This is a genomic window from Micromonospora sp. BL4 (assembly GCF_003667505.1).
GTDB lineage: Bacteria > Actinomycetota > Actinomycetes > Mycobacteriales > Micromonosporaceae > Micromonospora.
This window is the reverse complement of sequence record NZ_RCVJ01000088.1, coordinates 68480-81064: the sequence shown is the minus strand read 5'-3', so window position 1 is coordinate 81064 and position 12585 is coordinate 68480. Positions and strand designations below refer to the sequence as shown.

General features: G+C 71.5%; 13 protein-coding genes. 7 read left to right on the top strand and 6 right to left on the bottom strand.

The genetic code is table 11. The features are described from left to right. Positions 1-37: 37 nt before the first annotated feature. Positions 38-1264: an MFS transporter gene (locus EAD89_RS08555; RefSeq protein ID WP_121675353.1), complete on the bottom strand. Its 1227-nt coding sequence runs from the start codon at positions 1262-1264 to the stop codon at positions 38-40. Positions 1265-1305: 41 nt separating this feature from the next. On the opposite strand from EAD89_RS08555, the gene EAD89_RS08550 reads away from it, so the two are divergent. Next, positions 1306-2574 (top strand): ROK family transcriptional regulator, encoded by a 1269-nt coding sequence (locus EAD89_RS08550; RefSeq protein WP_121675352.1) that lies wholly within the window; start codon positions 1306-1308, stop codon positions 2572-2574. Here EAD89_RS08550 and rpsD read toward each other — a convergent pair. After that, positions 2562-3170: a 30S ribosomal protein S4 gene (gene rpsD / locus EAD89_RS08545; RefSeq protein WP_121675351.1), complete on the bottom strand. Its 609-nt coding sequence runs from the start codon at positions 3168-3170 to the stop codon at positions 2562-2564. The genes EAD89_RS08550 and rpsD overlap by 13 nt on opposite strands. Positions 3171-3283: 113 nt before the next feature. Between rpsD and EAD89_RS08540 the strand changes: the two genes are divergently transcribed. Continuing rightward, positions 3284-3949 (top strand): DUF2470 domain-containing protein, encoded by a 666-nt coding sequence (locus EAD89_RS08540; protein ID WP_121675375.1) that lies wholly within the window; start codon positions 3284-3286, stop codon positions 3947-3949. 96 nt (positions 3950-4045) lie between these two features. Here EAD89_RS08540 and EAD89_RS08535 read toward each other — a convergent pair whose 3' ends face one another. Then, positions 4046-4651: a TIGR03086 family metal-binding protein gene (locus EAD89_RS08535; protein ID WP_121675350.1), complete on the bottom strand. Its 606-nt coding sequence runs from the start codon at positions 4649-4651 to the stop codon at positions 4046-4048. A 120-nt stretch (positions 4652-4771) separates the two neighbouring features. Between EAD89_RS08535 and EAD89_RS08530 the strand changes: the two genes are divergently transcribed. The 3 genes from EAD89_RS08530 (at position 4772) to EAD89_RS08520 (ending at position 7678) form a co-directional block, all read left to right on the top strand. Continuing rightward, entirely contained in the window at positions 4772-5152 is a 381-nt protein-coding gene (locus tag EAD89_RS08530) for a YccF domain-containing protein (protein ID WP_121675349.1), read from the top strand. Positions 5153-5285: 133 nt separating this feature from the next. After that, positions 5286-6083 carry an SAM-dependent methyltransferase gene (locus EAD89_RS08525; protein ID WP_121675348.1) on the top strand — a complete coding sequence of 266 codons (798 nt, stop codon included), beginning with the start codon at positions 5286-5288 and terminating at the stop codon, positions 6081-6083. Between the two features lie 176 nt (positions 6084-6259). Further along, positions 6260-7678 (top strand): WGR domain-containing protein, encoded by a 1419-nt coding sequence (locus EAD89_RS08520; RefSeq protein WP_121675374.1) that lies wholly within the window; start codon positions 6260-6262, stop codon positions 7676-7678. A 27-nt stretch (positions 7679-7705) separates the two neighbouring features. Here EAD89_RS08520 and EAD89_RS08515 read toward each other — a convergent pair whose 3' ends face one another. Continuing rightward, positions 7706-8545, bottom strand: coding sequence for a peptidoglycan-binding domain-containing protein (locus tag EAD89_RS08515; protein ID WP_121675347.1), 840 nt, complete (start codon positions 8543-8545; stop codon positions 7706-7708). A 172-nt stretch (positions 8546-8717) separates the two neighbouring features. Here EAD89_RS08515 and EAD89_RS08510 point away from each other — a divergent pair, with 172 nt between their 5' ends. After that, a complete protein-coding gene (locus EAD89_RS08510) occupies positions 8718-9644 on the top strand; it encodes an acetamidase/formamidase family protein (RefSeq protein ID WP_121675346.1) in 927 nt (308 codons plus the stop codon). Between the two features lie 3 nt (positions 9645-9647). Here EAD89_RS08510 and EAD89_RS08505 read toward each other — a convergent pair whose 3' ends face one another. After that, positions 9648-10589, bottom strand: coding sequence for a hypothetical protein (locus tag EAD89_RS08505; protein ID WP_121675345.1), 942 nt, complete (start codon positions 10587-10589; stop codon positions 9648-9650). A 315-nt stretch (positions 10590-10904) separates the two neighbouring features. On the opposite strand from EAD89_RS08505, the gene EAD89_RS08500 reads away from it, so the two are divergent. Further along, positions 10905-11576 (top strand): acetoacetate decarboxylase family protein, encoded by a 672-nt coding sequence (locus EAD89_RS08500; protein WP_233578367.1) that lies wholly within the window; start codon positions 10905-10907, stop codon positions 11574-11576. Between the two features lie 8 nt (positions 11577-11584). Here the strand turns inward: EAD89_RS08500 and EAD89_RS08495 are convergent, their stop codons facing one another. Continuing rightward, entirely contained in the window at positions 11585-12490 is a 906-nt protein-coding gene (locus EAD89_RS08495; RefSeq protein ID WP_233578365.1) for a LysR family transcriptional regulator, read from the bottom strand. Positions 12491-12585: the final 95 nt, after the last annotated feature.

The following is a 12585-nucleotide window of genomic DNA, read 5'->3' as shown; positions in this document are numbered from 1 at the left end:
TCCCGCCGCGTTGACCCGGACGCGTCCGCACGGGTGGTCAGAGCGGAACGGCGACCGGATCGGGATCGCGTGAGCGACGGTCGGCGGCGAGGCTGACGCCGGCCAGGACCAGTCCGAGGACCGCTAGGGCCAGGCCCACCCGGGCGGGCGCGAGGTAGCCGAGCCCGGCGGCGATGGCGACACTGCCCAGCGCGGCGCCCAGGCTGTTCGCGATGTTCATGGCCGACTGGTTGACCGCCGCGCCCATCAGCTGGGCTCCCGGTGCGGCGGTGATCAGGCGCGCCTGCAGGACCGGGCCCAGGTAGAGGCTGGTCGCGCCGACCAGGAACGCGCCCACGAACAGGCCGGTGCGGGTCGACGCGACAAGGCTGAACACGGCGATGCTCGCGATCATCGCGACGAAGCCGATGATCATGCTCCGGCGCAGGTCCCGGTCCGCGAGCCAGCCGCCCAGGGCGTTGCCGACGGTCATGCCGAGGCCCACCGCCACCAGCGCCCACGGCACCGTCGCGGCCGAGAGGCCGGCGACGTCGGTGGTCACCGGCGCGATGTAGGAGTCGACCGCGAAGAACCCGGCGAAGCCGACCGCTCCGGTGGCCGCGACCAGCCACACCTGCGAGGTCCGCAGCGCCCGCAGTTCGGCGGCCGGCGAGCCGTCCGCCGCCGCGGCGACCTCCGGGACGACCGCCAGCACCGCCAGCAGGGTGAGCAGGAAGACCCCGGCGATGACCAGGTAGGCGGTGCGCCAGCCGGCCGCCTGCCCGAGCCGGGTGATCAGCGGTACGCCCACCACGTTGGCCACGGTCAGGCCGCTGAGCACGGTGGCGAAGCCGCGCGCCTCCTTACCCGGACCCATCAGGGCCGCCGCGAGCAGGCCGGCCGCGCCGAAGTACGCGCCGTGCGGCAGCGCCGAGACGAACCGGGCCACCAGCACCAGGCCGAACGTCGGGGCGGTCGCGGACGCGATCGTGCCGACGACGAAGAGGACGAGTAGCCCGAGCACGAGCTTCTTGCGGGGTACGCGCGCGCTCAGGACGGCGATCAGGGGCGCGCCCACGACCACACCGAGCGCGTACGCGGTGATCATCCAGCCGGCCCGGGCCACCGCGCCCGACGTCGACTGGGCGTACTGGTCCGGGAGGAGGCCGCGCGCGATCTCGGGCAGCAGGCCCATCGCCACGAACTCGGTCAGGCCGACCGCGACGCCACCCAGGGCCAGGGCGACGACCGCAGCCAGGCGTCGACCTCTGCTCAATCCATGCACGGAGCGAATTTAGCAACAGCGTTGCGTAATATGGTGGTGGGATGACACGCACCACAGCCGACGTCACGTTCCTGCGCGGCTACAACCAGGGGCTCGTCATGGCGGTGGGGCGTACCGCGCGGACGTTCGAACGGTCCACCGTCGTCCACGCCACCGGCCTGACGCCGCAGGCCGTCTCCAAGGTCATCGCCCGTCTGGTCGCCGACGGTCTGATCCGTTCCGCCGGTGTCCGTCGCGCGGCCGTCGGCAAGCCCGCGGTGGTCTACGAACTGGTCCCCGACAGCCGGTACGCCATCGGCGCCCACGTCGCCCGGCGCACGTTGCGGTTGGTCCTGGTCGACCTGGCCGGCACCGTGCGGCACTCGACGGTCAGCCCGCTGCCCAGCGATTTCACCCCCGAGCAGCTTCTGCGCACCCTGAAGTCGGGCATTGACACCATCACCGGCGGCAACGATGTCCGCGGCCGGCTGACCGGCGTGGGGCTCGGCATGATCGGCCCGTTGGACCACGAGCACGGCCTCATCCGTGACGCGCACGGTCTGCGGCACTGGCACGACGTACCACTGCGCGAGATCACCGAGGCGTACCTGGGCCTGCCGGTGCATCTCGACAAGGACGTCGCCGCGGGGATCACGGCCGAGGCGTGGCGTCATGGCGCGACGTTCGGCGACACGGCCCTCATCATGGTCGAATCGGGCATCGGTGGCGGCTTCTGGCTGGGCGGTGGCGCACACCGCGGCGCACACACCAATGCCGGAGAGTTCGGCCACACGGTCGTCGACCTGGACGGGCCGCTCTGCGTCTGCGGACGCCACGGATGCCTGGAGATCGTCCACAACCAGGCCGCCGACGCGGGGAACATCCCCCGCGCGGCCCGAGTCTTGGCGATCGGCGTCGTCAACCTGCTCCAGACACTCGACCTCGCCCACGTGGTGCTGGCGGGCGCGGATCTTCTGCGGCACGGTGACACCTACCTCGCCGAGGTCGAGCGGGCCGTCCGGGCGGACGCGCGGCGCAGGGACTGGCTCAGCACGGACGTGACCCTGTCGAGCCTGGGCGCGGACGCGATCGCCGCGGGCGCTGCCATGCAGGTGCTCGACCAGCACTACGGCATCCCGGGTCTCGCTCGGCTCGGCCACTCCCCCGGCGCGGGGTTGTCGAGGAGCCCTGGCGCCGCCGTCGAACCTCCGGCCAGCGAGACCGGGACGTCGCCGCTCGACGGCGACGCGCAGGAGGCGTCAACGCGCGTACCGGAGGTGCAGCCCGCGGCGGTGGTCGCGGGCGGCCGACCCCTCGCTCAGCGTGAGTAGTACTCGACGACGAGTTGCTCGTCACAGACCACCGGAACCTCCGGCCGCAGCGGGACTCGGGTCAGGCGAGCGGTCAGGCCGGTCAGGCTGACCTCCAGGTACGGCGCGGGCCGCTCCGGTGCGTGCGCCCCAGCAGCCGCGACGACGAACGGGGCCTTGCCCCGGCTGCGCTCCGCCACGGCGATGACGTCGCCGGGCTGCAGCCGCGCGGACGGCCGGTCCAGCCGGCGGCCGTTGACTGTGACGTGTTGGTGGGTGACGACCTGACGGGCCTGGTAGATGGTGCGGGCGAAGCCAGCCCGCAGCACCAGCGCGTCCAGCCGGCACTCAAGATCGACGATCAGCTCCTCCCCGGTCTTGCCCGGCCGCCGGACAGCCCGGTCGAACGCGCGCCGCAGTTGGCCCTCGTGCAGGTCGTACTGCGCCTTGAGTCGCTGCTTCTCCAGCAACCGGACCTTGTAGTCGCTGGTGGTGCGGCGAGCCCTGCCGTGCTGCCCGGGTGGGAACGGGCGGCGTTCGAAGTAGCGCACACATTTCGGGGTCAGTGCGATGCCGAGAGCACGGGACCGCTTGACCTTGGGGCGGGTCTGATTCATCCTTCACCTCTCAAGTAAGGTAAGCCTAACCTTATTAGGAGGTGATCGGGTTGAGCAACCCCTCGACCAGCACGACGGACTCCACCGACGACCCGGCGGTCCGTCTTCGATCGATGCTCGTCGCCGCTCATTCCCTCACCCTGCACATCCCCGGCCACGAGGCGCACGTCGCCGGACGGCACACGGTGACAGGTGATGGACGGGTGCGAGTCGAGCTACCGGCCAACTGCCAACTCGCGCAGCGCCTCGCGCACCAGCGGGAGACCGTGGCGATGATCGAGGTGACCGACCTGGCACCCACCCCGGTACGCAACCGGGTCCGGGGACGCGGCACGCTCACCGGCTGGCTGGCTCCGACCGGAGGCGACACCTCGGGGTACGACGGGAGTGACGACGACCTGGTGGCGGTCCTTGATCTCGCCACCGCCGAGGTGACCACCGCCGACGGCACCACCTCGATCGACCCGGCCGCGTTCGCCGCCGCCCAGCCCGACCCACTGGCCGCCACCGAAGCCGACCTGTTGTGCCATCTCGACCACCACCACGCGTACACCGTCGACCGGCTGTGCCGACTGGTTCCCACCCACCACATGCGGGGTGTTCGCCAGGTCCGGCCGCTGCGCCTCGATCGCCACGGTGTCGTGCTCCGCCTGGAGCTGCCCGCCGGCGATCGGGACGTCCGGCTGAGGTTCCGCTCGGCACTGCGCCATCCCGACGAACTCGGCGGCCAGATCGACGCCCTGCTCAGCGAGTCTCGGCACTGCCGGCGCGCCCGCTGATGACCAGCACCGGCTGATCAGGGCCAGCATCGGGCAGTTGCGACCCGGCGATGTCGCACCGGCCGGGCAGGCCGGTGCGCCGTCATCCGACGTCGGCTACGAAGCCGTCGGAGCGGTCCATGCCGGGTCGCGCCCGGTGAGCCCGACGACCCGGTCGAGCAGCGCGGCCTCGGCCGGCACCGTGATCAACGGCCCGAACAGACCCGGACTGCCCTCGCTGCTCGCCTGCTGCGACACCAGACCATGGAGGCACTCGACGATCTGCGGGTCCACGTCGTACGCCTGGCCGGTCGCCCGGGCGAGATCCCAACCGTGCACGACGAGCTCGTTCAGCGCGAACAGGCCCATGACCTCGGCCGGCAGCACGACTCCGCCGGCCGCCGCATCACCCGTCCAGGCGCTCGGCACGCGCCAGGCGGCAGCCAGTTGGTCGAGCTGCGCGGGCAGAACCGTGCGCCACTCAGGATCCAGGTTGGCCATCGTGGACTCGCCGGGGCCGTCCGGAGCACCGTCGGGCGCCTTCTCTGCGGCCATGCGGAAGGCGATCGTGAGGCCGACGAGATGGTCGAGCAGGTCACCCACGACCCATCCCGCACACGGGGTGGGAGAGGTGAGCTGCTGATCGGTCACCCCCAGCACCAGCGACGTCAACGCGCGGGACGCCGGCTCGAAGTCCGGGGTGGCTCTGCTGGTGTCGCGCATCTCGCTACTCCTTCGGGACGGATCGTCCGCACGGTAGTCGGCGGGTCCGACAAGACGCCCCAGGCTGTGCCGGGCGCTGGGCGCGGACCGCCGGTGGCGAGCGCCCCTCATGCTGAAGAGGTGATTCGCTTCGTGCTGAACGTTCTCTGGCTCATCTTCGGCGGTGGCATCGTGCTGGCGGTCGGCTACGGCATCGCCGCGCTGATCTGCTTCGTCCTGGTCATCACCATTCCCTTCGGTGTCGCGTCGCTGCGTCTCGCCGTCTACTCGTTGTGGCCGTTCGGCCGCACGCTGGTGCCCAAGCCGGGCGCGGGTGTCGCCTCGGGGCTCGCCAACGTGCTGTGGGTGGTGCTGGCGGGCTGGTGGCTCGCCCTGTCCCACATCGTCGCCGGCATCGCCCTCTGCGTCACGATCATCGGGATCCCGTTCGGCATCGCCAACTTCAAGCTCGTGCCGGCCGCGTTCTGGCCCCTCGGCCGCGAGGTCGTCGACGCGCCGTGAGAGGGCTCGGCCACGTCGACGCGGACGCCGACCCGCGCCGGACGCCGAACCGTCGACAGTGGACGCGCGGGTACGATGCCGCTCGTACCGCAACGGTGCCCACAGTCTGACGACCTTCCGATTGGAGCCTGGCATGGCCGGCCCGGATGCCGAACTCGCAGCGAAGCTTGAGCCCGACGTGCCGCACGCGGCACGGATCTGGAACTACTGGATGGGTGGCAAGGACAACTTCCAGGCCGACCGGGCGGCCGGCGACGCCGTGGCCGAGGTCTATCCGGAGATCGTCGTCATGGCACAGCAGTCCCGCCGGTTCCTGGTGCGGGCCGTTCGCCACCTGGCCGCCGAGGCGGGCATCCGGCAGTTCCTGGACATCGGCACCGGCCTGCCCACCATGCAGAACACCCACGCGGTCGCCCAGGGCATCGTGCCCGAGTCGCGGATCGTCTACGTCGACAACGATCCGATGGTCCTCGTGCACGCCCGGGCACTGCTGGCCAACACGACCTCGGAGGGCGTCACCACCTACGTGCCCGCCGACTACCACGATCCGGAGAAGATCCTCGCCGAGGCGGCGCGGACGTTGGACTTCGACCAGCCCGTCGCCGTGATGTACATGGGCGTCATGGGTTACGAGCCCGACCTCGACGTGGTGCGCTCGATCGTCCAGCGGACGATGGACGCCACCACGTCCGGCAGCCACCTGGTGTTCTGGGACGGCACCAACACCAGCCCGGCGGTGGTGTCCGGCGCCCAGCGGCTGGCGGAGAACGGCGGCGTCCCGTACATCCTGCGCAGCCCCGAGGAGCTCGCCAGCTGCTTCTCCGGCCTGACGATGGTGGAGCCCGGCCTGGTGCCGATCCCGCTGTGGCGCCCGGACGAGCCCGACGCCCAGGGCATCGACGCGTACGGCGCGGTGGCCCGCAAGCCCTGAATCGTCGACTGATCGGTGACCCGGAGCGCGGCCGGCTGGTTCAGCCGGCCGCGCTCCGGCGTCGCGCCGGCGGATGCGCGGCGGCAGCCGATCTTGTCGGAGGGCGTGGTTAGCGTGTGGTCACTGTCGCCGCGCCGGCCACCTCGGGCCGGTCGCTGACCCCCTCGGAGGCCCCCATGCCGCAGGAGACGACCTACCTCGAACTGTCCGAAGTGGACGGTGCGCACAAGTTCTACGAGGTCGTCGTCGACGACGCCACGCTGACCGTGCGCTACGGCCGGATCGGTGACCAGGGGCAGGTCAAGGCGAGCGCCTACCCGGACAACGCCCGGGCCCGGGCGGCCGCGGCGAAGAAGATCGGCGAGAAGGTCCGCAAGGGCTATTCTCCGGCCGTCCCCGGCGTCCGACCGAAGCGCAGCATCTCCCGGCGACAGATCGTCAGCACCCGCTCCACGGCCCGCACCGCCCCGGTGCTGTGGCGCTACGACTCCGGCGCCCCCGCCTTCGGCATCTTCGTCGACGACCAGCACTGCATGGTGGGCAACGAGCAGGGCGTGATCACCACCCTCGGGCACGACGCCCAGGTGCGCGGTCAGGTCCGGCTCCCCGACGGGGTGAAGTGCATCGTCGCCGACGACGCCTGGATCTACGCGGGCTGCGACGACGGCAACGTCTACGACCTCTCCGGCAAGATCCCCCGGGTCGCGTACGCGATCGCCCCCGAGATCGACATCTACTGGCTGGACATCCACGACGGCGTCCTGGGCGTCTCGGACGCCGACGGCGGGATCGCCGCCATCGACCACGAGGACGAGTTCCTCTGGCGCCGGCCCGGGCGGGGCCGCTCGGCCTGGATGGTGCGCTGCGACCCCGACGCGCTCTACCACGGCCACTCAAAGGGGGTGACCGGCTACGACTGGCGTACCGGCCGCGAGCTCTGGCACACCACGACCGGTTCGGTGCTCTTCGGGTGGCAGGAGCGCGGCAGCGTGTTCGCCGGGACGGGCACCCGCGAGGTGGTGCGGCTGGCCAAGGACGGCCGGGTCGAGCGCAGCTACCGGTGCGACGCCCCGGTCTTCTCCTGCGCCACCGCCGAGGGTGGCCGGTTCGTGTTCGCCGGCGACAGCCAGTCCTCGATCTACTGCTTCGACGCGGCGGGCACCCGGCTGTGGAAGCTCGGCACCGGCTGCGGCTCGGCGTACTCGATGCAATATCACGGCGATCGGCTCTACGTCGTCACCACCGGCGGCCACCTGGCCTGCATCGACGCCAGCGAGTCGGCGATCCGGGCGGCCCAGACCGGGGACGTGCCGGACGTGCTGGACGTCAAGGCGCCCCGTCAGGCACCGCGGACCGTGGAGCCGACGGTCGTCGAGGTGACCAGCGACGCCGGCGCGGGCGTGGTGGTGCAGTGCCTGACCGACCGGGGGCGGATGCGAGTCCAGGTGCTGTCCGACGGCTACCGGCGTGACTGGTCGTTGCAGTTCCCCAAGGGCATCCGCGAGCCCGGTGCCCGCTACCTGGTGACCGAGGTCCGCGAGTCGGGCCGAGGTGGGTTCTACCGGGCGTACGGCGACATCCGCCGGCTGCGCTGAGCCCCGTTCACCACCGTCCGTCGCTGCTCAGGCGGCTCGCTGGTACTCCTCCCAGGACACCTTGGGCGTGACCGGCGGGCCGTCGTCGGCGCCGCGGTTGGCCAGTCCGTTGAGACCCAGGTAGTAGTCCCCGGCCTGGTGCTGCGCGGCAGCCGACTGGTCGGTGTCCGCCAGCGCGATCGCGTGGATGTGGTACGGCCAGTCACCCTGCGACGGCGTGCGCAGCCACGCCGCGAAGCCCACTTGGCGCAGCTGGCGCGCCACGGTGGTGCGGTAGGTGGTGGACAGGCCGCTCACCGAGAGGTCCAGGGCTCCCCCGCCGTCGTGGGTGCCGGCGGAGCTCGAGTTGCCGGAGCTGTACGAGCCCTGCGTGATCGTCAACTGCCGGCCGAGCAACCGCTCCGCCTCCAGCAGCATGGCCCTGGTGCGCGTGTTCACGGTGGCCCCACGGAAGGCCACCGTGCTGCCCGGTGAGAGCGGCATGGTCACGGTGTACCGCTGGTCACCGAGCAGGCGCAGCGAGGTCAGCCCGGGCAGGCCGGTGGCGTCGAGCCCGGAATACCCCAGGGACCGCTGGTAGGCGGCGTACGCCGCGACGGTGCTGGTGCCGAAGTGGCCGTCGACGTAGGTGGCGGCCAGCAGGCCCCGGGCCTGCAACGCTCGCTCCACCGCCAGCACGCTGTCCTTGCTGCCCGCGGTGATCGCGCTGTCGGCGCGACGCGGGTCGATCTGCGCGGCCTTGATGAGCGCCTCCATGTTGACCTGGGGCAGGGCGGCGGCCGGCGCGGCCTGGGCAGCCTGCCCCGCGGCAACCAGCGACGCCGTCGCAGCGGCGGCGGTGACCAGTAGATGTCTCCGAGTGGGCACTGATCCTCCAGGGCGGTGATCGGGAACAACCAAGGCGACGAAAAGTTTCTATGCGTCGATGGATAGTGACAGAAATCTTCTCGGACCGGAAGCCACGACCGCCCCCGAGATGGACCCGCTCACCGGCGGCACGCATCTACCCGGCCCTGACGGCAACAACTAGCCTGCCCAGATGCGACACACCCTCACACCGGGCGACGAGACCCTGCACGGCCACTTCTCCCCCGACTTCCCGCCGGTCCTGACCATCGACCCCGGTGACACCGTCACCTACCGCACCCTGGACTGCTGGTGGTCGGCCGGCCCGTACCCCGGCGGGCACAACCGGGACCGGCCGCGCGTCCCGCAGCACCAGCCCGACCACGGACACGCGCTGATCGGTCCGGTCGCGGTCCGCGGCGCCCGCGTCGGCCAGACCCTTGAGGTGCGGATCGACGCGATCGTCCCGGCGACCTGGGGAACCACCGTGGCGGGTGGCTGGCCGACTGGCTTCAACGAGCGGTACGGCGTCGAGCAGGAAGGGGTGGTGCACGACTGGGCACTGGACCCGGTGGCGATGACCGGCCGCAACCAGCACGGCCACACGGTCGCGCTGCGCCCCTTCATGGGGGTGCTCGGCATGCCGCCGGCCGAGCCGGGAAAGCATTCGACGGTCCCGCCCCGGCCCTGCGGCGGCAACCTCGACTGCAAGGACCTGACCGCCGGCACCACCCTGCTGCTGCCGATCCCGGTCGACGGGGCGCTGTTCTCCGTCGGGGACGGGCACGCCGCGCAGGGCGACGGCGAGGTCGGCGGTACGGCGATCGAGTGCCCGATGGACGAGGTGACGCTGACCGTGGACGTCCGCGACGACTTCCCCGTCACCGGCCCGGTGGCCCGAACCGCGGACGCCTGGCTGACCCTCGGCGTCGGAGCGACCCTCGACGACGCCACCTTCATGGCGCTGGACTCGATGCTGACCCTGATGCAACGGCTGCACGGCGTCAGCCGTCCGGACGCGGTGGCGTTGGCCAGCGTCGCGGTCGACGTACGGGTGACGCAGATCGTCAACCAGACCGTCGGCGCGCACGCCGTGCTCCGCGACGACGCGCTGCGTTGATGCTCAGCGCGGGAGGGACTCCTGGCCGGCCAGCACGACCAGTTGATCGGCACGGGCCGGCAGCGGCGTCTTCGCGCCGTCGAGCCAGACGAGGTAGCCCACCGGCGGACCCGACGATCCCCACCCAGCGCCGATGATCGTGGCCGTTCGCCCCTCGTGGTGCTTGTCGAGCAGGCGCACCCGGGTTCCCGGCGCATGCCCGTCCTCGGCGACGATGAGCAGCGCGTCCAGGATCTGCCGGACGCCGGCCACCGGCAGCCCCTCGACGTACAACTCCCCCACGTACCCCTCGCGCGGGGACATCATCGTCCGCAGGAGCGCGGCATGGCGCAGCGCTTCCTGGCGGATCTTCCAGTCCGTGCTGCGCTCCGCGGCGGCCAGCGCCTTCTCGATCGTCGACCAGAGCGCCACCGGCTCCCGGTCCAGCAGCCGACGGGCCTCGTGGTCCAGTTCGGCGCAGGCGGTGTCGAGCGCCGTGTCCTCGCCCATCTCCGCGACCCACACGAGGTCACCCACGTCGGGCAGCAGCCCCGGCGACTCGGTGGCGACCACGATGTACACCATCGCGAGCAGGTCCTGGCGGCCTTCGCCGTGATAGAGCGGGCCGACCCCGGTGCCTTTGGATCCCCGGGTGGGCGGAAACCGCTCGACGAGGTGCTGGGCGCGGCCGTCCGGCAGGGTCGCGGCCCGCCGGGTGTCCGTCACCCGCTCCGCGAACGACCGCCGCTCCCGGCGTTCGACGAGCAGCTGGCGGTGTGGGTCGGAGCCGATCGGATAAATCGTCCGGCCGTAGCTGGAGAGAGTTTCGCCAGGCTGGAGACCGACCGCTTCGAGTTGCTGGGCAGCCACCGAGTAGGCGACTCCGGTCCGGGCCGCCTGCTCCCGGATCGCGCGCTTGCGGGCACGCCCGGGGCGTGGGGTACGGCGGGAATTCTGATCAGACATGGCGTCTCCGGTGCAGTCCCACGCCCTCCACCGAACAGGCGGCGTGATCGGCACGCCGAAGGTGGACACAACCCCGCGCGGAGTCGGAGACTCTTGGCCCCAGCGTGTGGTCAGACGTGGGCTACCACAGCGGGCGCTGGCAGGCGCTCTGCCGCGCCAACTATAACGCCGCCCGCCGCCACTTCAGGCCCGCTGACGCACTCGACGCGGGCCACCGCCGCCGGCCGCTGGCGTGTCAGCAATCCGTCGTTGTCTCCGGGTGGGGCTCTCCGTAGCGTCGCGACTACAACTCGATGCCACGCGGAAGGACCCCTCGTGACCGACCTCGTCGCTCCGCAGCTCGTCGTGAACAGCAGGATGATCTACTTCGGCTGGGTCCCGGCCGACCCGGAAGCGGTGGCCGCCCTCGTGCCCCCGGGGCTCAAACCGGCCCCGAACCGACAGGTCTTCATGAACCAGTACGTCGTCGACGACGCCGCGCAGACGTCCGGCTTCGGCGCGTACTCGCTGACGTATCTCGGGCCCGACCTGTCCGGGGTCGACGCGCCCGACGGGGTGACGCCCGGTCGCTGGTGGACCCACTACTTCAACTCCAGTCCGGTCGTCCGCGCGTATGCCGCCGCCCGCGGCGTGCCGGCCACGGTGGGGACAACCACCATCGAGGTACGCGGGCGCCGGCTCGTCGCCACGACCGAGGCGGACGGCGTACCCGTGATCCGGACGACGGCCCGCGTCGGCCGCACCGGTGACGCCGTGAACCAGGGACAACTGCGCTACTTCACCCAGGTGGACGGCAGGCTGGTAGGTGGGAACTACCCCTTCGTGGCGGCGCCGGTCGACCCCTTCGAGGTGGAGTCCCTGGAGTTCCTCGAACCCGACCACCCGGTGTACGCGCTGCGTCCGGCCGAGCCGCTGGAGTTCGTCTGGGGCTTCTACTCGCCGCGCTCGTCGTTCGCCTACCCGGGTGGCGAGTTCGTCCTCGACTGACCGGCAGCTCAGCCGGCCTCGGTCAGATCGGTCGTTGCCGCGAGTTCGGTGACCACGTCCAGGAGCCGGCGCAGGGCGGGTGCGGTGTTGCCCGACAGCCACACCATCTCGATCCGCGCAAACACGCCGGTCAGCGGCACGAACACGACGCCGGTGCGGCGGAGGCTGCGTGCCGAGTGGGCGAGGCGGGTGACGCCGATTCCGGCGGCGACCAGGCCGAGGAGGCTCTGCACGCTGGCCTCCTCCTGGACGACGTTCGGAACGAAGCCCGCCTCGCGAAACTGGTCGTCGTAGGCGCGGTGCCAGGGTTCCCAGGAGCTGCGCGGCGTCATCACCCACCGCTCCTCCGCCAGGTCGGCGAGCTTCAGTTCGGCACGCTCGGCGAGCGGGTGGCCCTCGGGCAGGACGGCGCACACCGGTTCGGTCGCCAGGGTCCTGGATCGCAGGGCGGGGACGAGCGGGGTCCTCGTGAAGGCGACGTCGTAGCGCCCGCCGAGAACGCCCTCGACCAGGGGCGCGATGCCGGTGGACTCCGTCGTCAGGCGAAGGTCGGGTAGGTGCTCGCGTACGACCCGGACCACCGGGGGCAGGAGGTGGTTGGCGACGGTGGCGAGGAAGGCCAGGTTGAGCGTGCCGACCTCGCCCCTGCGGGCCCGGCCCACCACGGCGACGGCCTCGTCGGCGCGGTCCGTCACGGCGCGTGCCTCCGGGACGAACAGGGCGCCGATGTCGGTCAGCGTGGCGCCGCGGCTGTCGCGGTCGAACAGCCGCACCCCGAGGGAGCGTTCCAGGGCGGTGATCTGCTGGGACAGCGACTGCTGAGCGATCATCAGGCGGGCGGCGGCCCGCGTGAAGCTCAACTCCTCCGCGAGGACCAGGAAATACCGCAGTTGCCGCAGCTCAGGGGTGGTCACAGGAACAGACTGTAGCCATGCCAGGAAGCGTGTGTTGGGCGCTTCGAAGGCTGCCGCGCACGATGGGTTCCGGACCACGGCGAGCGCCGAAGTCG

Coding starts and splice junctions, on each gene's coding strand:
- EAD89_RS08520 (WP_121675374.1), top strand. CDS start 6,260: ATGCCGCAGGAGACGACCTACCTCGAACTGTCCGAAGTGGACGGTGCG.
- EAD89_RS08550 (WP_121675352.1), top strand. CDS start 1,306: ATGACACGCACCACAGCCGACGTCACGTTCCTGCGCGGCTACAACCAG.
- EAD89_RS08525 (WP_121675348.1), top strand. CDS start 5,286: ATGGCCGGCCCGGATGCCGAACTCGCAGCGAAGCTTGAGCCCGACGTG.
- EAD89_RS08535 (WP_121675350.1), bottom strand. CDS start 4,651: ATGCGCGACACCAGCAGAGCCACCCCGGACTTCGAGCCGGCGTCCCGC.
- EAD89_RS08540 (WP_121675375.1), top strand. CDS start 3,284: ATGCTCGTCGCCGCTCATTCCCTCACCCTGCACATCCCCGGCCACGAG.
- EAD89_RS08505 (WP_121675345.1), bottom strand. CDS start 10,589: ATGTCTGATCAGAATTCCCGCCGTACCCCACGCCCCGGGCGTGCCCGC.
- rpsD (WP_121675351.1), bottom strand. CDS start 3,170: ATGAATCAGACCCGCCCCAAGGTCAAGCGGTCCCGTGCTCTCGGCATC.
- EAD89_RS08510 (WP_121675346.1), top strand. CDS start 8,718: ATGCGACACACCCTCACACCGGGCGACGAGACCCTGCACGGCCACTTC.